This window comes from Stenotrophomonas maltophilia complex sp. Om-AH-Sm3, assembly GCF_059337855.1.
The window spans coordinates 280,619-300,263 of the sequence record NZ_JBYBLQ010000002.1; the positions used below are offsets into that span (position 1 = coordinate 280,619).

Genomic DNA, 19,645 nt, shown 5'->3' on the forward strand with positions numbered 1-19,645 from the left:
TCAGTGCGACGTTTCGTCGGTGTTGCCGGTCGGGTCGATCGCCGGCATTGCGGCCAGCTGCGCGGTGGTGGCCGCCACCGCCTGCACCTGCTGGCCAAGCGCTACCGCGCTGCCGTTGCTGACGATCACCCGATCGCCAGCCTTCAGCCCCTGCGTGATCTGCCACTGGTTGCCCACCACCTGGCCGGTGCTGACCCGGCGCTCGACCACGCGGTCCTTTGCGTCGAGCAGGCGCAGCAGCGGCTCGCCACGTTCATTGCGCAGCACCGCCTTCTGCGGCACCAGCAGGGCGCGCGCATCGGTGGCCATCGGCAGCACCGCCCTCAGGTACATGCCCGGCAACAGCAGGCCCTCCGGGTTCGGAATGACCGCGCGCAGCACCACGTTGCCGGTGCCCGGGTCGACTGCGCTGCCGACAAACTCCAGGGTGCCTTCATGCGCGTACGTGCTGCCGTCCTCCAGCAGCACCTTCACCTGTGCCTTGCCGTCGATGGCTTTCACCCGGCCGGCATCGAGCTGCTTGCGCAGCGCCAGCATCTGCGTGCTGGACTGGGTGACATCCAGATAGACCGGGTCCAACCGCTGGATGGTTGCCAGCGCCGCGTCCTGGCCGGCGGCGACCAGCGCGCCAGCGGTGACGCTGGACGTGCCGATGCGGCCATCGATCGGTGCAGTGACCCGGGTGTAGTCGAGGTTGATGCGGGCCGCCTGCAGCGCAGCGCGCGCGGCGATCACATTGGCCTGGGCCTGCTTCAGTGCCGAGGTGGCATCGTCGGCGTCCTGCTTGCTGGCCGCATCCATGCCCAGCAGCGTGCGGGTGCGCTCGGCCTTCGGCTGCGCCGACAACACGGTGGCCTCGGCCTGCGCCAGCTGGCCACGCGCGGTATCGAAGGCGGCCTGGTACGGCGCCGGATCGATCTGGTAAAGCAGCTGGCCGGCCTTGACCTGCTGGCCTTCGGTGAACAACCGCTGGCGGATCAGCCCAGCGACCTGCGGGCGCACCTCGGACACCTCGAACGGTACGGCGCGACCGGGCAGGATCTGCTGCAGCGCCAGCGGCTGTGCGCTGGCAGTGATGACGCCCACTTCAGGGATGGCCGGGGCCTCGGACCTGCCCGCCGAGCAGGCCGCCAGGGCCAGCAGCAGGGGCAGCAACAGCGGAAGGGGGGAGCGGGACAGCGGGCGCAGGAGTGACATGGGGGGCGTGGGAGCCTTGCGTTGACCCGTGCACGCTGCCGTGGAACTGTGCAGAGAATATGGAGATTGTGCGACCGGCTCAGCGGGCGCTTGCTTTCGGCGCCGCATGCGCCGCTAATGGCCCCGCGATGGCGAAGATTCGACTCAAATTCGGCCTGACCGCGAAGACCTTCCTCGCGATCTTCACCGCCTGCCTGCTGGTGCTGGCAGTGAACGGTATTGCCAGCCGCGTGGCGTTCCAGACCGGCTTCCTGGACTACCTCAATGACCAGGGCGACCTGCGCATGCAGCGCGTGATGCCGCACCTGCAGCGCGAGTACAGTGCGCACGGCGGCTGGGAGCACCTGCGCGGCGACAGTGACCGCTGGGCGCGGCTGCTGCGCCCGGATCTGGCCCATGGGCACGAGGGGCCCGTGCCACCGCTGTCCGACCAGACCGGCGTTCCCTCCCGCCTGGGCCTGTTCGATGCACAGCATCGGTTCGTAGCCGGCAACCCGGACGCCACCAGCGACGACGAGCCGCACGCCGTGCAGGTGGACGGGCACACGGTCGGCTGGCTGGGCATGGTGCCGTTCCAGACCGTCATCGCCACCAACGACCTGAACTTCTACAACACCCAGATGCGTGCGTGGTGGGTGATCGGCATCGCGCTGCTGCTGGTGACGGTGCTGCTGGCCTGGCTGGTATCGCGCGCGCTGCGCCAGCGCCTTGCCAAACTGGCGGCGGCCACCCACCGGCTCGCCGCTGGCGACTACGCCACCCGCATCGAGCGCACCAGCGACGACGAGCTGGATGCACTGGTCAACGACTTCAACCGGATGGCGCAGGCGCTGGACGACACCGAGCGCAACCGCCGTGCCTTCATCGCCGATATCTCGCACGAACTGCGCACGCCGCTGGCGGTGGTTCGTGCCGAACTGGAAGCCATCGAGGACGGCATCCGCCCGCTGGACCGCGCCAACCTCGGTGCCCTGCAGGGCGAGATCCGCCAACTGGGCAAGTTGATCGACGACCTGCACGACCTGTCGATGACCCAGTCCGGCGGCCTGGCCTACCGCTTCGCACCGCTGGACCTGGCGGCGCTGCTGCGCAGCGAGCTCAATGGCATGCGCGTGCGCTTCTCCACGGCGGGGCTGGCACTGGAGGAGAACCTGCCCGCCACACCGCTGCAGGTATCCGGTGACGAACGACGCCTGCAGCAGGTGCTGGCCAATCTGCTGGAAAACGCATTGCGCTACACCCACGCCGGGGGCCGCGTACGCGTGCAGGCAGCGCGCGTGCCTGCCGGCGTGCAGCTGATCGTGGAAGACACCGCGCCAGGCGTGCCGGCGGACAAGTGCGCGCTGCTGTTCGAGCGCTTCTACCGGGTGGAGAGCTCGCGCAACCGGGCCAGCGGCGGCAGCGGGCTGGGCCTGGCCATCAGCCACAACATCATCCTCGCCCACCACGGCCTCATCCACGCCGAGCCATCGCCGCTGGGCGGGCTGCGCGTGGTCATTACCCTGCCGGAGCCTGCATGAGCCTGTCCACCGCCGCGTCCTCGAAGATCCTGATCGTCGAGGATGAGCCACGCCTGGCCTCGGTGCTGCGCGACTACCTGGCCGCCGCCGGCATGACCAGCGAATGGGTGGACGATGGCGGCCAGGTGATCGACGCATTCGCGCGCTACCAGCCCGACCTGGTGCTGCTGGATCTGATGCTGCCGCAGCGCGATGGCGTGGACCTGTGCCGCGAACTGCGCGCCAGCAGCGATGTACCGGTGATCATGGTCACCGCACGGGTGGAGGAGATCGACCGCCTGCTGGGCCTGGACATCGGTGCCGACGACTACATCTGCAAGCCGTTCAGTCCGCGCGAAGTGGTCGCACGGGTGATGGCGGTGCTGCGCCGCTACCGCCCGGACCCCGCTGCGCGTGCCAACAGCGGGCTGCATATCGACGAACCGGCAGCCCGCGCTACCTGGAACGGCAAGGGCCTGGACCTGACCCCGGTCGAATACCGCCTGCTGCGCACGCTGCTGGCCACGCCGGGCCGGATCTGGGCGCGCGACGAGCTGCTCGACCGCCTCTATCTGGACCACCGCGTGGTGGTCGACCGCACCGTCGACAGCCACGTGCGCAACCTGCGCCGCAAGCTGGCTGACGCCGGCATGGAAGGCGAACCGATCCGTTCGGTGTACGGCATGGGCTACAGCTACGAACCGTGATCGCGTTCGCCGGGCTTGGCCCGGCGCTACCCCGTCATGCCTCGTCGACGAACGTCACCCTCTGGTAGCGCCGGGCCATGCCCGGCGAGCGCAGCGATGCAGACCTGCGCTACAGTCGAGAACGCTCGACATTAAGAACACAACTGCATGGACGACATCCACCCGATCGCGCCGGACAAGCGCGCCGCCATCCTTTCCTCCCTGGCCGACATCGAACAGCGCTACAGCGTACGCGTGCTGCTGGCCTGCGAGTCGGGTAGCCGTGGCTGGGGCTTTTCCTCGCCGGACAGCGACTACGACGCACGCTTCATCTACGTGCATCGCCAGCCGTGGTATCTCAGCGTCAACGAGAGCACCGGTCCCGGCGAAGCGCAGCGCGATGTGATCGAGCTGCCGATCGACGATGAGCTCGATGTCAGCGGCTGGGACCTGCGCAAGGCACTGCGGCTGGTCTCAAAATCCAATCCGACACTGATCGAATGGCTGCGCTCGCCGATCGTGTACCGGCAGGATGACGCTGCGGTGGCACTGCTGTGGGAAGCCGCAAAGTCCTTCTATTCGCCGCTGGGCACGTGGTGGCACTACTTCAGCATGGCACGCTCGAACCATCGCGGGTACCTGCGTGGCGAGATGGTACGCACCAAGAAGTACCTGTACGTGCTGCGCCCACTGCTGGCCTGCCAGTGGATCGAGCACGAGCAGACACCTCCGCCGATGGCCTTCGAGGATCTGCTGGATCGACTGCTGCCGCATGGCCCGGTGCGTGACGCCATCGATGCCCTGCTGGTAGTGAAACGCGCCAGTGCCGAGGTCAATGCCGGACCACGCATCGCGGCGATCAGCGATTTCATCGATCGTGAGCTGGCCACCCGGACTGCGCAGGCGCCACAGCTGCCCGTTGGACACGGTGATGCGGCGTGGCTGGATGAGCTGTTCCGGCAGGTGCTGGCCAGGCACGCGCCGGCATGAAGAGCCGCAGCTGCTTCCGGTCGTGCCGGCCGCTGGCCGGCAACCGCGCGGCACGCCTGGATTTCCGTGGTTGCCGGCCAGCGGCCGGCACTACCACACGGGTATCATCGTCGCGAACGCCCTGATTTCCGGAGATATCGATGAACCCGCTGCGCCCCTTCCGCGACAAGATGCCCGTCCTCGGCGAGCGCGTGTACATCGACCCGGCCTGCACCGTCATCGGTGACGTGGAGCTGGCCGAGGACGTATCGGTGTGGCCGGGCACGGTCATCCGCGGTGATGTCAATTACGTGCGCATCGGGGCGCGCACCAATGTGCAGGACGGCACGATCATCCACGTCAGCCACCACAGCCCCTACAACAAGGCCGGCTACCCGACCCTGATCGGCGAAGGCGTGACCGTCGGCCACGGCTGCATCATCCATGCCTGCACGATCGGCGACTACAGCCTGATCGGCATGGGCGCCTGCATCCTCGACGGTGCGCGCGTCGAGCGCCATGGCTTCGTCGGCGCCGGTGCGGTGGTCGGCCCGGGCAAGGTGGTTGGCGAAGGCGAGCTGTGGGTGGGCAATCCGGCCCGCCCGGCGCGCACGCTGAGCGACAAGGAGATCGAGTCGCTGCACTACTCGGCCGACCACTACGTGCGGCTGAAGGACGAATACCTGGGCTGAGCAGCCAACGCCGCCATGCGGCTCTGCTAAAGTCTGGGCCCGACCAGGACCTGTCGAGACCCCCATGCCTGTGGCTGCCTGCCGGAGAGGACTCCGGCGCCCACAACGAAGGCCATCGCACTGATGGCCGCACCGATGCTCGATACCTACCGCGAGGTGGTGACGCCGGAGGGTGTGCCGCTGCAGCTGCCGGCAGCCGGCCCGGTGCCACGGGCGATGGCGTGGCTGGTGGATCTGGGCGTGCGCATCGCGGTACTGGTGGTGATGTCGATTCCACTGGCACTGCTGGATTCGTTCGGCTCCGGGCTCGGCCTGGTGCTGATGTTCCTGGTGTACTGGGCCTACCCGATCGTCTGCGAAGCGCTGTGGGGCCGTACCCTCGGCAAGCGCGCGCTGGGCCTGCGCGTGCTTGCGCGCGATGGCGCGCCGGTAGGCTGGATGCCTGCCATCACCCGCAACCTGCTGCGCACCGTGGACATGCTGCCGTTCGGCTATGCACTGGGCCTGATCAGCAGCCTGTTCGATCCCCATGGCCGTCGCCTGGGCGATCTGGTGGCCGGCACCGTGGTGGTGCATGCGCCCGTGCTGTACCTGCCGCCTCCGCCCACCATCGACAGCGTGCTGGCCCCGCCGCAGCCGCTACGACCGGAAGAGCAGGCCGCGCTGATGGCCTTCGCCGAGCGCGCGCCACGGCTGTCGGCGGCCCGCCAGCAGGAACTGGCCGGCATCGCAGAACCGCTGACCGGCACCCACGGCCAGGTCGGCGTACTGCGCCTGTATGCCATGGCCAACTGGCTGTTGGGGCGACGATGAAGCAGGAACAGTTCGTCGCCCGCTACCAGCAGGAATGGCAGGACCTGGAACACTGGCTGCTACTGCGTGCTGGTGCTGCGCGCCGCACGCGGCGCAAGGCCAGCGCGCTGGCAGTGGACGACGCCGCCTTCCCGCAGCGCTACCGGCGCCTGTGCCAGCAGCTGGCACTGGCCCGCGAGCGCGGCTACAGCCCGCAGCTGGTGCAGCGCCTGCAGCAGTTGATGCAGCAGGGCCACAGCGTGCTGTACCGCACGCCGCCGACGCGCTGGCGCGGTGCACTTGAATTCCTGGTGGCCGACTTCCCGCTGCTGGTGCGCAGCCAGGCGCGCAGCATGTGGGTGGCACTGGCGATGTTCGCGCTGCCGGCGGTGGCCTGCTTCGTGCTGGCGCAGCTCTACCCGGACCTGATCCACATGGTGATGGACAACCGCCAGATCGCCGAGATGGAGCGCATGTACGATCCAGCGGCCGAGCGCCTCGGGCGTGACAGCGGCACGGACTGGATGATGTTCGGCCACTACATCCTGAACAACATCAGCATCGCCCTGCGTACCTTCGCCAGTGGTCTGCTGGCCGGCCTGGGCACGCTGCTGGTGCTGCTGTTCAACGGCGTGATCATCGGTTCGGTGGCCGGCCACCTGCAGCACATCGGCCATGGCGATCCGTTCTGGCGCTTCGTCGCGGGCCATGGTGCGTTCGAGCTGACCGCGATAGTGATCGCCGGCGGTGCCGGCCTGCAGCTGGGCATGAAACTGCTGGCCCCCGGCCGGCGCAGCCGCCTGGATGCCCTGGTCGAAGGCGGCCGCATCGGGGCCCGGCTGTGCCTGGGCGTGGCGTTCATGCTGCTGGTGGCCGCGTTCATCGAAGCGTTCTGGTCGTCGATTGCCGAAGTGCCGGCGTGGGGCAAGTTCAGCGTGGCCGGCGTGCTGTGGGCCGGCGTGCTGCTGTGGCTGTGGCGCGGCGGGCGCGGAGGCGGCAATGCGCATTGACCGCCTGGACGTGGCGCTGCGCGCGCGCAGTGGCTGGGAAGCAATGGAGCTGGGCAGCGCCCTGTCGCGCCGCCACGCGCGTGCGGTATGGGGCAGCTGGCTGCTGGCCAGTGCACCGCTGTTCGTGATCTTCAACGCGCTGGGCTGGTGGCTGGATGCATTCGGCTGGGCCTGGCTGGCGATGTGGTGGTGCAAGCCACTGTTCGAGCGAGCGCCGCTGTACGTCCTGTCGCGCGGCATCTTCGGTGAGCCGGTGGGCGCGCTGGCAGCGCTGCGCGCGCAGCGCAGCTGGGGCAATGCAGGCTTCTGGGGCTACCTGGGCTGGCGCCGCTTCAGCGTGCTGCGCAGCCTGTGCCTGCCGGTGAACCTGCTGGAAGGCAACGCGCCGGCCCAGCGCGGTGCACGCCGCCGCGCCGTGGCGGCCGGTGCCGCGGGCGCCGCCGTCGTGCTGACCGTGGCCTGCATGGCCTTTGAAGGGGTGCTGGTGTCCGGTGCGATCGGCGCGGTGTTCATGTTCATGCCACTGGAGCTGATGTCCGAATCATGGCGTGCCGCATGGGACATGATCGGCCAGGACACGCCTGCCTGGGCGCAACTGGGCTTCAACCTGGCGTGCTGGCTGGCATCGGTGCTGATCGGACCGTTCTATGTCGGCGCCGGCTTCGGCCTGTACTTGAACCGGCGTACGCAGATGGAAGCGTGGGACGTGGAGATCGCCCTGCGCCGCCTGCGCGAGCGGCTGCTGCCGGCAGCATCGACGCTGGCGCTGCTGCTGTGCCTTGCCCTGCCGCTGGCCTCCGCGCCAGTGCATGCGCAGGACGCGCAGACGGTCGCTGGGCAGGCCAGCGATGCCGAAGGGGACGAGGACAGCGCGGAAGAACCCGCCACTGCGGCCAACGACCCGGCCAATACGCCGGCGATGATCTTCGGTGCGGCGCCGGTGGACACCGCCGGTTTCCGCCAGGCGGTGAACCGCGCCTATGAAGATCCGCTGCAGCGCCCGACCCGCCAGGTCACGCGCTGGAAGCCGATCGAACAGGCCGAGGAAAAAAAGAAGGAAGACAAGGCGCTGCAGAGCGACGGCAGCAGCAAGGGCGAGCGCAGCAACCGCAAGGCCGGCATTGCCTGGCTGGCGCGCCTGGCCGAGTGGGGCCTGTGGGCCCTGCTGGGCGTCCTGCTGCTGGTGCTGCTGCTGACCGCACGGCTGTGGCTGCCGTGGCTGCGCGGCAGTGGCCGGCGCAAGGCCGACGCTGTACCGCAGGTGGTAGAGGAACAGGTGGAGCTGCCGGTCGTGCTGCCGCCGGACGTGGCCACCCAGGCCGGCCTGCTGTGGGACCAGGGCCGGCCGCGTCAGGCGCTGGCCCTGCTGTACCGCGCCAGCGTGCGCACGGTGGGCGAGCGCAGCGGCATCGCGCTTCCGCCCGGTGCCACCGAAGCGCAATGCCTTCGCGCCTCGCGGCGCATGCCCGATGCCACCGACCGTGACCTGTTCGCGCGCATCGTGCGCATGTGGCAGTACGCCGCCTACGGTGGCCGCCTGCCCAGCCGCGCCGATTTCGATGCACTGGCCGACACTCTGCGCCAGCAGTACCGGTGGCTGGCATGAGCCCGCGCCTGTTCTGGTCGCTGTTGCTGGGCGGGCTGGTGCTGCTCGGCGTACCGCTGACGATCCTCTACCTGCGCACGCATGAGCGGGTGACCGAGACCGTGCAGCTGCCGCCGCAGGGCGAAGCTGGCTACAACCCGCTGTACGTGCTTGGGCAGGCCCTGCGTGCCGATGGCATCGACGTGCACGCGCGGCCGCGGCTGGACCTGCAGCAGATGGCGCTGGGTCCGCGCGACACGGTGGTGCTGCTGCAGGACAGCAGCGAACTGCCGGCACCGGCGGCCAGGGCCCTGCTGGCCTGGGTCGATGGTGGTGGCCATCTGCTGGTGCGCACGCCGCCACCCGCAGAGGACGACGCCAGCAGTACGCAGGGACCGCTGCTGGACCAGCTGGGCGTGGACAGCCTGTACCAGCAGAGCGACTGCCAGCCGTTCCACGTCATCGACGATCCCAGCCATGTGGAGTTCTGCGGTGGTCGTCGCTTCACGCTGGGCTTTGCCGCCCGTACACACACCGAACGGCGTTGGGGCAACGAGCGCAACCTGGTGTTCGCGCGACTGCGCCACGGGCAGGGCAAGGTGAGCGTGCTGGCCGACATGGAGTTCATGCGCGGCGAGGTGGATTCGCCGGCAGCACGCCTGGCGTCGGCTGCGGGCAAGGCCAGCGACGGCCTGCACGATCTCTCGCACCGCGACCTGACCCGCTATCTGCTCGATCCGAACTACGGCAAGGGCACTTTCTGGCTGGTCTACGCCAGCCGCCCGCCGTCGCTGTGGGCGCGCCTGTTCTACCAGGGCTGGCCGGTGTGGGCGCCGCTGCTGCTGGCCCTGCTGGGCTGGCTGTGGGGCCGTTCGCAACGCTTCGGCAGCCGCCTGCCGTCGCCGGTGCTGGAACGCCGCTCGCTGCTGGAACACGTGCGTGCCAGCGGCGAGCTGCTGCTGCGCTTCGGCCAAGGCGCGCGCCTGTATGACGCCGTGCTCGCCCTGTTCCTGCATCGCCTGCGCCTGCGCGCACCGGTGGCCGCCGCACTGGACGGCGCGCCGCGCGAACAGGCCATCGCCGAACTGCTGTCCTGGCCGCAAGGCCGCGTTGCCAGCGCGCTCACGCCCCCTCCGCCGCACGATTCCTCCGCCCTGCGCGAGCGCATCCGCTTGCTGCTCCAGATGAGATCCCTGCTATGACCGAAGTCCCCGAGCTGCCGGCGGCCGCCAACGCCCGCCTGATCGAACGCGTCGATGCCATCCGCGATGCCGTCGGCCACGCCTTCATTGGCCAGGCCGATGTACTGGACCAGATCCTGGTGGCGCTGCTGGCCGGTGGCCACGTGCTGATTGAGGGCGTGCCCGGGCTGGGCAAGACCCTGCTGGTGCGCGCACTGGCACAGGCCCTGGAACTGGATTACGGCCGCGTGCAGTTCACCCCCGACCTGATGCCCAGCGACGTCAGTGGCCATGCGGTGTACGACCCGAAGAGCGAGAGCTTCAAGATCCGCCGTGGCCCGGTGTTCACCAACCTGCTGTTGGCCGACGAGATCAACCGTGCGCCGGCCAAGACCCAGTCGGCACTGCTGGAAGTGATGCAGGAAGGCCAGGTGACCATCGAAGGCAAGGCGTTCACCCTGGCGCCGCCGTTCATGGCGCTGGCCACGCAGAACCCGCTGGAGCAGGAAGGCACCTACCCGCTGCCGGAGGCACAGCTGGACCGCTTCCTGCTGAAGGTGCTGATCGACTACCCGCAGCTGGAGGACGAGAAGCGCATGGTGACCGCGATCACCAGTGGCCGCGCCGCCAGCGATTTCGACCTGAGCCAGGTGCCACGCGTACTCGGTGCCGGCGAACTGCTGGAACTGCAGCGCGCCACCGCGGCGATCACCGTCGATGACGAAGTGATCGACTACGCAGTACGCATCGTCGCGGCGACCCGGCAGTGGCCGGGCATCGCGGTCGGCGCCGGCCCACGCGGCAGCATCGCGCTGGTGCGTGCCTCGCGTGCGCAGGCGGTGCTGGCCGGCCGCGACTTCGTCACGCCGGACGACGTGCGCGACATTGCTCGCCCGGCACTGCGCCACCGCATTGCACTGGCCCCGGAGCTGCAGATCGAAGGCCAGGACGCCGACGACGTGCTGGGCGCACTGCTGACCAAGGTGGAAGCACCGCGCCGATGAGGCCTGCCCCGCTGCTGCTGGCGCTGCTGCTGGCCTGGGCCGCCCTGGGCGGCCTGGTGCTGGGCGGGTTGCTGCCGCGCTGGAGCTGGGCGCTGGCCGCCGTGGCCATCGCGCTGCCTGCGCTGTTCGACCTGTGGCGCCAGTCGCAGCGCCCGTCGCCGCAGGTACAGCGCGAACTGCCCGAAGCGCTGGCGCTGGGCGTGCGCCGCGAGGCGGCGCTGCGGCTGCAGGCCGAGCAATCGATGACGGTGCAGGTGTTCGACCTGGTCCCCGGCGGCTGGCCGCTGGAATCGCTGCCACAGCGCGTGCGCCTGCGGGCCAGTAGCGCCTCCACGCTGCACTACCACCTGCAGCCGCTGCAGCGTGGGCACTTCCGCTTCGAAGGCGTGCACCTGCGCATGCGCTCGCCGTGGCGCCTGTGGTGGCAGCAACGCACGCTGCCGCCCGCACTGGACGTGCGGGTCTATCCGAATTTCGTGCCGCTCACGCGCTTTGCGTTGTTCAGTGCCGACCAGGCCTCGCGGCTGGTCGGTGCACACGTGAAGCGCCGCCGTGGTGAAGGCACCGACTTCCACCAGATGCGCGAGTACCGCGTCGGCGACAGCCTGCGCCAGCTGGACTGGAAGGCCACCGCGCGTGCGCGCAAGCTGATCTCGCGCGAGTACCAGGACGAGAAGAACCAGCAGTTGCTGCTGATGCTCGACAGTGGCCGGCGCATGCTGGCCAGCGAAGGCGGTCTCTCGCACTTCGACCATGCCTTGAATGCCTCGCTGGTGGTGGCCTACCTGGCGCTGCGCCAGGGCGATGCCGCCGGCCTGTTCGCTGCCGGTGGCGAACGCCGCTGGGTCGCGCCGCAGCGCGGCATGGGCACGGTCGAGCACCTGCTGCGCGCCAGCTACGACCTGCAGCCACGCGCGGTGGCCACCGATTACCTGGCCGCTGCCACCGAGGTGTCGCTGCGCCAGCGCCGGCGAGCACTGGTGATGCTGGTCAGCAACGTGCGCGACGAGGACATCGAAGACCTGCTGGCGGCGGTGCGCCTGCTGCAACGGCGCCACCTGGTGTGCGTGGCCAGCCTGCGCGAGCGCGAGCTGGACGGCGTGCTGGAGGGCGAAGTGCAGACGCTGGAGGACGCCACCCAGGCCGGTGCCGCGGCGCTGTACCTGCAGCAGCGCGCGAAGGCGCACGAAGCGCTGCGCAGCGAGAAGGTGATGGTGCTGGACGTCACCGCCGACGCCCTGCCGGGCGCGCTGGTGGAGCGCTACCTGGCGGTGAAGCGCGAAGGGTTGCTTTGAGCCGAGCGCGGGCTCGGCTGCCGGCCAGCGGCCTGCACTACCTACCCCTGCAGCAAGCGACGCTGCAACCGCTCCACCGCACGCTGCAGCAGCGCCCGGTTGCGGGCCAGCTTCATCCACTGCGGCAGGCGCGAGAACATGGATCGATGATGGCCGCGGCCCTCGCGCAGCGTCGCGCCCGCGTATTCGTGCAGTGCCTGCAGATGTTCGGCGTTGTAGGCCCACAGCAGGCCCGCGCGGGTCGATTCGACCAGGCGCAGCGGCAGACCGAAATGCGGATCGGCAGGCTCGGCGTCACGCAGGGGACGCGTCAACACCGTGACCTCGGTGCTGCGATCGCACTGTGCGCATCGGGCGGGGAAGGATGCAGGCGCGGGGATGCCGGCGGGAATCGGCCGACACACATGCAGCCACTGATGCCCGCAGAATCCACAAGGCTGGCGGCCGAGAATGCGGACCGCACCCACCCAGTCGCCGCTGTCCAATACAGCGCTGCAAGCGGTGCAGCGGAAACGCGCGGTCCATCGATAGGGTTCCCAGCGGGCGATCACCCAACCGGGGGCATCGCAGCGGTGGCAACGCACCGCGACGCGGTCCGCGAAGGCCTGCAGGCTGCGCCCGTCATCGAAATGCCGGCCCGGCGCGGGCGTGGCACGCCCATGCCGGCCAGGCCAACGCCGCACCGTCATCAGACGTAGATCCGCGTCGGCGCCTCGTCGACGATCGCGTGCGGCACGAACCGCGCACTGTCGCGGGTGATCGCGCTGTCGTCCTCGCGGATGCCGATGCCGCAGGCGTGGTCACCCACCACCCAGCTGCCGATCAGCGGGTAGCCACCTTCGAAGCGGGTCAGCGGATGGGCGCGCTGGATGATCGCCGGGCCGTCATAGGGACCGTCGCTGCGCTGGGTGCTGCCATCGGCCAGGTGCATCTCGATGTTGGCACCTTCGCGCGAGAACAGCGGCTTGCGCACCCAGCCCGGGGCCAGCGTGCTGCCGTCATCGAAGTGCGCCTCCAGCAGGTTCGGATGGCCTACGTTGCGCTGCCACAGCAACGGCAGGATGCCCTTGTTGCTCAGCACTGCCTTCCACGCCGGTTCCAGCAACTGCACGCCCGAAGCGGGCAGCGCGCGGCCGAACTCTTCGGCCATCAGGTCTTCCAGCGGGTACAGCTTGAACAGCGTGCCGATCACGGAATCATCCAGCGCGGTGAAGCGGCCGTCCTCGGACAGGCCGATGTCCTCGATCGCGATGGCCTGGCCATGCAGGCCGGCCTGCGACGCGCAGTCGCGCAGGTAATCGACAGTGCCACGGTCTTCTTCCGAGCTTCCCACCGCGCTGAAGTACAACGGCGGCGGCAGCTGCGTGGCCAGTTCGCCGAAGCGCTCGACCAGCGCCTCATGGATCGCATTGAACTGGTCGGCATGCTGCGGCAGGCGGCCAGTGTTGCGCTGGTCTTCCAGCCACTGCCACTGGAAGAAGCTGGCCTCGAACAGCGAGGTCGGCGTGTCGTAGTTCAGCTCGTACAGCTTGGCCGGGCCGGTGCCGTCGTAGGCCAGGTCCAGGCGGCCGTAAAGGTGCGGCTGGCGCTGGCGCCAGCTGTCGGCGATCCAGTCGCGGTAATGCGACGGAATCGCCAGCTGGTCCATCAACCGCTCGCTGCCGATGACATCACCGACCAGGTCCAGCGCCATCTGGTGCAGCTCGGCACTGGGGTCTTCGATGTCCTGTTCGATCTGGCGCAGGGTGAACGCGTAGTACGCGCTTTCATCCCAGTAGGGCTGGCCATCGATGGTATGGAAACGGAAACCCGCTTCCTCCGCGCGTGCCCGCCACTGGGCACGCTCGGCAATCCGGATGCGCTGCATGGGTCGATCAGCCGCCGTAGCTGCCGCTGGTGCTGCGGCGTGCGCTGGTGTTGCCGAAGCCACCACGGCTGGCAGTGACCGCACGGTTCGGTTCGCTGGTGACCGGTGCCAGACCGGCCTTGCCGGCGCCGATGCCGCTGGCGGTGTTCAGGCCACCGGTGCCGCCCGGTGCCGGGCGCGCCCAGCCAGCGTTCTTGTCCTGGTATGCCGGTGCCGACGCCGGCGCCTGCGGGGCGAGGCCGCCGCGGTTGCTCAGCATCTGCGACATGAAGAAACCCATCATCATCGGGCCGATGAACGAGGTGCCGGCCGAGGTGTGCTGCTGCACGCACTGCTCCGGCTTGTAATCCTTCTCGCAGGCTTCCTTGCTGGCGTACTTCGGCGCCGCATCGGCGGCCTGCTTCTGCGCTTCGGCAAAGGCATTGCGGCACGACGACGGATCACCGGTGGCCTCGGTGCAGGCCTCGACCGAGGTGTACAGACCTTCCTGCACCTTCACCTCCGGCTCCTTCTGGCAGGCGGTGAACAGCAGCGGCGCAGCGCTCATCAGCAGCAGCGCGGTGGTGCGGGAACGTTTCATGGCCTCATGCCCTGTATACGGATCAATGCCCCAATGATGCCAAATCCGGGCCAGCAACCGGAATCGGCAAAGTGGGAAAGATGAACGGCCTTTCATTTTCGTCGGCATTGGGGTCAGAGCCCATCGCGCTGCGATGGGATCCGCCCCCGGGCGGCACACCGCACTGGTAGGTGCCAACCTTGGTTGGCACACGCCCCGCGGCGCCGCGCTATGCCCGGCGCGCGCAGCCAAGTCTCCGGCGAGAAGCCCCCTTGTTGTTCAAGGGGGCGCGCCGCAGGCGCGGGGATAAGGGGAAATGCGCGGACCACCAAGCCGCTGCAAGCGGTGAAGGTGGTTGCAGCAGCAACCGAAAAAATTGGCCATGATCGGCTGACCCCCACGTCGTACGGCCCGCCCGTTCCGCCCGCCATGCCCGAATACCGTTCCCGCACTTCCACCGCCGGCCGCAACATGGCCGGCGCCCGCGCCCTGTGGCGTGCCACCGGCATGAAGGACGGCGACTTCCACAAGCCGATCATTGCCATCGCCAACTCCTTCACCCAGTTCGTGCCCGGCCACGTGCACCTGAAGGACCTCGGCCAGCTGGTCGCGCGCGAGATCGAACAGGTCGGTGGCGTCGCCAAGGAATTCAACACCATCGCCGTGGACGACGGCATCGCGATGGGCCACGACGGGATGCTGTATTCGCTGCCCAGCCGCGAGATCATCGCCGACGCCGTGGAGTACATGGTCAACGCACACTGCGCCGACGCGCTGGTGTGCATCAGCAACTGCGACAAGATCACCCCCGGCATGCTGATGGCTGCGCTGCGCCTGGACATCCCGGTGGTGTTCGTCTCCGGCGGGCCGATGGAAGCGGGCAAGACAAAGCTGTCCGAGCACAAGCTGGACCTGGTCGACGCGATGGTGGTGGCCGCCGATGACAGCGCCTCCGACGAGAAGGTCGCGGCCTTTGAACGCAGCGCCTGCCCCACCTGCGGCTCCTGCTCGGGCATGTTCACCGCCAACTCGATGAACTGCCTGACCGAAGCGCTGGGCCTGTCGCTGCCCGGCAACGGCACTACGCTGGCCACCCATGCCGACCGCGAGGCGCTGTTCCGTCGCGCCGGCCGCCTGATCGTCGAGCTCTGCCATCGCTGGTACGGCGGCGAAGACCCGAGCGCGCTGCCGCGCGGGATCGCCACCCAGGCCGCGTTCGCCAACGCGATGACCCTGGACATCGCCATGGGCGGCTCCACCAACACCATCCTGCATCTGCTGGCCGCAGCGCAGGAAGCGGAGGTCGACTTCGACCTGACCCACATCGACGCGCTGTCGCGACGCGTCCCGCAGCTGTGCAAGGTGGCGCCGAACACACCGAAGTACCACATCGAGGACGTGCACCGCGCCGGCGGCGTGTTCGGCATCCTCGGTGAACTGGATCGCGCCGGCCTGCTCGATACCACAGTGCCGACCGTGCACAGCGCCAGCCTGGCCGAAGCGCTGGAACGCTGGGACGTGGTGCGCAGCGACAACGACACCCTGCATACCTTCTTCAAGGCCGGCCCGGCCGGCATCCCCACCCAGGAGGCCTTCAGCCAGGCCACGCGCTGGCCCGCGCTGGACCTGGACCGCGCCGAGGGCTGCATCCGCTCGCTGCAACATGCGTATTCGCTGGAAGGTGGCCTGGCTGTGCTGCGAGGCAATCTGGCCGTCGATGGCTGCGTGGTGAAAACCGCCGGCGTGGATGAATCGATCCATGTGTTCGAAGGCCCCGCACGCGTCTACGAAAGCCAGGACGCCGCCGTAGCCGGCATCCTCGCCGACGAGGTGCAGCCGGGCGAGGTGGTGGTGATCCGCTACGAAGGGCCGAAGGGCGGCCCGGGCATGCAGGAGATGCTGTACCCGACCAGCTACCTGAAGTCGAAGGGACTGGGCAAGCAGTGCGCGCTGCTCACCGATGGCCGCTTCTCCGGTGGCACCTCGGGGTTGTCGATCGGCCACGTTTCGCCGGAAGCGGCCAGTGGCGGCGCGATCGGGCTTGTGGAAGACGGTGACCGCATCCGCATCGACATCCCGGCCCGCCGCATCGACCTGTTGCTGGATGAGGCCACGCTGGTACAGCGCCGCAGCGAGGCCGATGCACGCGGCTGGAAACCGCGTGCGCCGCGCCCGCGCAAGGTCACCAGCGCGTTGAAGGCCTACGCCCTGCTCGCCACCAGTGCCGACAAGGGCGCCGTACGCAACACCGCCCTGCTCGGCGATTGATGCCGATCCGGTAGTGCCGGCCGCTGGCCGGCATCTGCACGCCGCGTCCCACATCATTGAGGTTGCCGGCCAGCGGCCGGCACTACCCGTCGTGATCCGTTATGGTGGCCAGGAGGTCATCAACACGGAGGTTGAGAGGATGTTGCTTTTCTTTGCACTGGCCGCTGCCATGGGCACGTCAGCAGAACCACCCAAAGCACCCGACTGCAGCTACGACCGTGCAGCGATGCTGGCGATGGAACCGGATGCGTTCGATCAGGACCTGGAAGGTGGCTGGCGCACGCTGGCCGACCGTGGCTGCCACCGTGAAGCCGCTGATCTGCTCGCCGCCTATGCTGTGCTGCCCAAGGCTGCGGGCAACACCATGATTCTGTGGCATGAAAGCCAGATGCGTGCGGAGGCGGGCCAGTACCCGGAGGCGGTGGCGCTGATGCAGCGCACCTACAAGCCCACCGCCACCGACCCCGGTTACTGGAACGCCTACGTGGACGGCACGATCGCCTTCCTGCAGCGTGATCGTGCGGCGCTGGAGAAAGCGCGAGCAAGGTTGATTGCGATTCCTGCGCCGGAGCAGATTGCCAAGGCGCTGAAGGATGGGCGTTATCATTTCACGACCGCCGGCGGGCAGAAGGTGGATGTGCCGTGGCCGCCCAACCTGGACGTGCTCGATGGCTTCCTGCGCTGCTTTGATCGCGATTACCACAATGCGATGGGCAACCAGGCCTGCCGGAATCCGGAGGGCGATTGAGCGACAGAGGGCGTGGTCGGGTCAGAGCCCTTCCTTCGGAAGGGATCCGACCCCGTCTCAGCCGATCACGCGCTTGAACGGCGGCAGCGCGTCGATGATGCGCTTGCCGTAGCGGCGGGTCAGCAGCCGCGAATCGAGGATGATCACGCGGCCGGTGTCGGTGGAGGTGCGGATCAGGCGGCCGGCGAACTGGGTCAACGTGCGCAGCGCGTGCGGAATGGCGATCAGGTTGAACGCATTGAGCCCGCGGCCCTCGAACCATTCGCTGAGGGTGGCAGTCTGCGGATCGGTCGGCACCGCGAACGGCACCTGGGTGATCACCACCGTGGTGCACGCTTCACCGGGCAGGTCGAGGCCTTCACCGAACGAGTTCAGGCCGAACAGCACTGAACCCTCACCCGCTTCGACGCGGCGCAGGTGTTCTTCGATCAGCCGGGTCTTGGACATCTCGCCCTGTACCAGCACCTGCTTGCGCCGCGCGGCCGGCATCAGCCCGGCCACCTTTTCCATCTTCCAGCGTGAGGTGAACAGCACCATCGAGCCCTTGGCCCAATCCAGCTCGGTGTCCAGGTAGCGCGCCACTTCGCGGGGATGGCCTTCGCGATCGTCGGGGGTGACCGGAAACTTCGGCACGATCAGCTCGGCCTGGTTGGGCAGGTCGAACGGCGACGACAGCGAGACCATCTCGGCCTCTTCGGGGATGCCGTTGTCGATCGCCAGCGACTGGAAATCGCCGCCACCGGTCAGCGTCGCCGAGGTCATCACCACCGAATCCACTTCATCCCACAGCAGCTTGCGCAGCACGTGCGCGGCCGATACCGGCGAGCCGTGCAGCACCAGGTCGCCGTCGCGGGTGGCGGTGACCCAGCGCGCCATCGGCGGCGCGCCGTCCTTGTCCTCGCGGCGCCACGCCTGCCACAGGTTGTACTGTTGCTCGATCATTTCCAGCGCCATGCCCAGGTTGCGCTGCAGGCGCTCGCGCGCGGCATCGTCCGGCTTGCCCTTGGCCACCTGCGCGGTGGCGGCATGCGCCCAGTTGTAGAGGCTGCGGGTCTCGTCGGCCAGTGCCTCGATCGGCTCGCGCCAGGCCTCGGGCAGGCGTCCATTGGCCGCACGCCACATCGGCTCCTCGTCCGCCGGCGCCGGCATCCACACCCGCTCGATGTGATCGCGGAACGCGCGCAGCTGCTTGGCGACGTTGCTGGCCACCTCGATCGCTTCGTTCGGCAGCAGGTTGCCGAGGCGGTCCTTGTCGACCGCGCGGTAGGCACCGGCAATCAGGATCTGCAGGCGGCCGGTGCGCTTGGCCATTTCATCCAGCGCGAGGCTGGCCGCGCCCTGGTCGATCGCCACGTTGCCGATGTGATGGCCTTCGTCCAGCACCAGCAGCATGTCCGACGGCGGCGCGATCAACGGCTGACCGTTGTCGCTGTCGCCGATCGACAGCGCCGACAGCAGCAGCGCGTGGTTGGTGACCACGATCTGCGCATCGCGCACGGTGTTGCGTGAACGCAGCACCGCGCACTGCGCCGAATACGCACAACGGCGCCCGGCGCAGCCCGAGGCCGGCGTGGTGATGCGGCTGCGCAGGCCGGGACTGATGGTCTCCGGCGCATTGTCGATATCGCCGTCCCAGCTGCCGCCGGTGAAGGCATCGGTCAGGCGCTTGGCGATGTCCATCTCGATCGGCGCCAGCGGCCGGTCGAACAGTGGTGCATCATCCTCGAACATGCCGCCCTGCGAGCCCTCGCCCTGTGCTTCGGCGGCGTTACGCGTGCACAGGTAGCGGGTACGGCCCTTGGCCAGCGCCACGGTTGCTTCCAGGCCGGTGGCCTTGAGGAAATTCGGGATATCGCGCTCGACCAGCTGCGACTGCAGCGCCACGGTGCCGGTGCTGATCACCAGCTTCTTCTTGCTGGCCAGCGCAATCGGTACGCCCGCAGTGAGGTAACCCAGGCTCTTGCCGACGCCGGTCGGCGCCTCGACCACGCCAACGCCGCCGCTCTTCGACAGCGCGCGTGACACCACGCCGATCATCTGGCTCTGCGAGCGGCGGGTGGAGAAGCCGGGAGTATTGGCCTGCAGCGTCGTGTACGCCTTGCGGATCGCGTCCTTCAAGGGGTCATCGAGCGTGCGCGGAGCGGCGACGGTTTCGGTCACGCCGGGAATTACCGTGGCTGGATCGGGCCGGTCATTGTCGCATGGCCGGCCATGTCCGCCGCCGCTGGCTGCCTGAACGGGGCAGCGGCGACGCCCGGCGGCTGGATGAACACACCGTACGCTGCTGGTGACG

Annotated in this window: 17 protein-coding genes; 12 read left to right on the top strand and 5 right to left on the bottom strand. The window is 68.7% G+C overall.

The annotated features are described in order from the left end of the window. Positions 1-1,197, bottom strand: a complete 1,197-nt coding sequence (smeA, locus tag AC10QF_RS03965; protein ID WP_494541789.1) for a multidrug efflux RND transporter periplasmic adaptor subunit SmeA — start codon at positions 1,195-1,197, stop codon at positions 1-3. 128 nt (positions 1,198-1,325) lie between these two features. Here smeA and baeS point away from each other — a divergent pair, with 128 nt between their 5' ends. The 10 genes from baeS (at position 1,326) to AC10QF_RS04015 (ending at position 11,910) form a co-directional block, all read left to right on the top strand. Then, positions 1,326-2,717 carry a sensor histidine kinase efflux regulator BaeS gene (gene baeS / locus AC10QF_RS03970; RefSeq protein ID WP_053496809.1) on the top strand — a complete coding sequence of 464 codons (1,392 nt, stop codon included), beginning with the start codon at positions 1,326-1,328 and terminating at the stop codon, positions 2,715-2,717. Beyond that, positions 2,714-3,403 (top strand): response regulator, encoded by a 690-nt coding sequence (locus AC10QF_RS03975; RefSeq protein WP_005420147.1) that lies wholly within the window; start codon positions 2,714-2,716, stop codon positions 3,401-3,403. Before baeS ends, AC10QF_RS03975 begins: the two co-directional genes overlap by 4 nt. A 147-nt stretch (positions 3,404-3,550) precedes the next feature. Next, positions 3,551-4,372: a nucleotidyltransferase domain-containing protein gene (locus tag AC10QF_RS03980; RefSeq protein ID WP_069138793.1), complete on the top strand. Its 822-nt coding sequence runs from the start codon at positions 3,551-3,553 to the stop codon at positions 4,370-4,372. A gap of 140 nt (positions 4,373-4,512) precedes the next feature. Continuing rightward, positions 4,513-5,043, top strand: a complete 531-nt coding sequence (locus AC10QF_RS03985; RefSeq protein ID WP_053496806.1) for a gamma carbonic anhydrase family protein — start codon at positions 4,513-4,515, stop codon at positions 5,041-5,043. A 123-nt stretch (positions 5,044-5,166) separates the two neighbouring features. After that, entirely contained in the window at positions 5,167-5,856 is a 690-nt protein-coding gene (locus tag AC10QF_RS03990; RefSeq protein ID WP_005420157.1) for an RDD family protein, read from the top strand. Further along, on the top strand, positions 5,853-6,845 hold the full coding sequence (locus tag AC10QF_RS03995; RefSeq protein WP_065177881.1) for a stage II sporulation protein M: 993 nt from the start codon (positions 5,853-5,855) through the stop codon (positions 6,843-6,845). Before AC10QF_RS03990 ends, AC10QF_RS03995 begins: the two co-directional genes overlap by 4 nt. Next, positions 6,835-8,451, top strand: coding sequence for a DUF4129 domain-containing protein (locus AC10QF_RS04000; protein ID WP_069138794.1), 1,617 nt, complete (start codon positions 6,835-6,837; stop codon positions 8,449-8,451). Before AC10QF_RS03995 ends, AC10QF_RS04000 begins: the two co-directional genes overlap by 11 nt. Next, on the top strand, positions 8,448-9,632 hold the full coding sequence (locus AC10QF_RS04005) for a DUF4350 domain-containing protein (protein WP_494541790.1): 1,185 nt from the start codon (positions 8,448-8,450) through the stop codon (positions 9,630-9,632). Before AC10QF_RS04000 ends, AC10QF_RS04005 begins: the two co-directional genes overlap by 4 nt. Further along, positions 9,629-10,615: an AAA family ATPase gene (locus tag AC10QF_RS04010; RefSeq protein WP_164162749.1), complete on the top strand. Its 987-nt coding sequence runs from the start codon at positions 9,629-9,631 to the stop codon at positions 10,613-10,615. Before AC10QF_RS04005 ends, AC10QF_RS04010 begins: the two co-directional genes overlap by 4 nt. After that, the gene (locus AC10QF_RS04015; protein WP_494541791.1) at positions 10,612-11,910 is read left to right on the top strand and encodes a DUF58 domain-containing protein; all 1,299 of its coding nucleotides are present in this window, start codon (positions 10,612-10,614) and stop codon (positions 11,908-11,910) included. The genes AC10QF_RS04010 and AC10QF_RS04015 overlap by 4 nt, the downstream gene beginning before the upstream one ends. A gap of 41 nt (positions 11,911-11,951) precedes the next feature. Here AC10QF_RS04015 and AC10QF_RS04020 read toward each other — a convergent pair whose 3' ends face one another. From AC10QF_RS04020 to AC10QF_RS04030, 3 genes are read right to left on the bottom strand one after another with little or no spacing between them, the layout of a single operon-like run. Next, on the bottom strand, positions 11,952-12,599 hold the full coding sequence (locus AC10QF_RS04020; protein WP_111175951.1) for a hypothetical protein: 648 nt from the start codon (positions 12,597-12,599) through the stop codon (positions 11,952-11,954). Further along, positions 12,599-13,777, bottom strand: coding sequence for a glutathionylspermidine synthase family protein (locus tag AC10QF_RS04025; RefSeq protein WP_494541792.1), 1,179 nt, complete (start codon positions 13,775-13,777; stop codon positions 12,599-12,601). The genes AC10QF_RS04020 and AC10QF_RS04025 overlap by 1 nt, the downstream gene beginning before the upstream one ends. 7 nt (positions 13,778-13,784) lie before the next feature. Beyond that, on the bottom strand, positions 13,785-14,357 hold the full coding sequence (locus tag AC10QF_RS04030) for a DUF1190 domain-containing protein (protein ID WP_005420172.1): 573 nt from the start codon (positions 14,355-14,357) through the stop codon (positions 13,785-13,787). A gap of 408 nt (positions 14,358-14,765) precedes the next feature. Between AC10QF_RS04030 and ilvD the strand changes: the two genes are divergently transcribed. Both ilvD and AC10QF_RS04040 read left to right on the top strand, forming a co-directional pair. After that, a complete protein-coding gene (gene ilvD / locus AC10QF_RS04035; RefSeq protein WP_065177877.1) occupies positions 14,766-16,604 on the top strand; it encodes a dihydroxy-acid dehydratase in 1,839 nt (612 codons plus the stop codon). 139 nt (positions 16,605-16,743) lie between these two features. After that, positions 16,744-17,352: a hypothetical protein gene (locus AC10QF_RS04040; protein WP_058979311.1), complete on the top strand. Its 609-nt coding sequence runs from the start codon at positions 16,744-16,746 to the stop codon at positions 17,350-17,352. 57 nt (positions 17,353-17,409) lie between these two features. On the opposite strand, the gene dinG is transcribed toward AC10QF_RS04040, so the two are convergent. Next, positions 17,410-19,512 (bottom strand): ATP-dependent DNA helicase DinG, encoded by a 2,103-nt coding sequence (dinG, locus tag AC10QF_RS04045; protein WP_494541793.1) that lies wholly within the window; start codon positions 19,510-19,512, stop codon positions 17,410-17,412. Positions 19,513-19,645 lie beyond the last annotated feature (133 nt).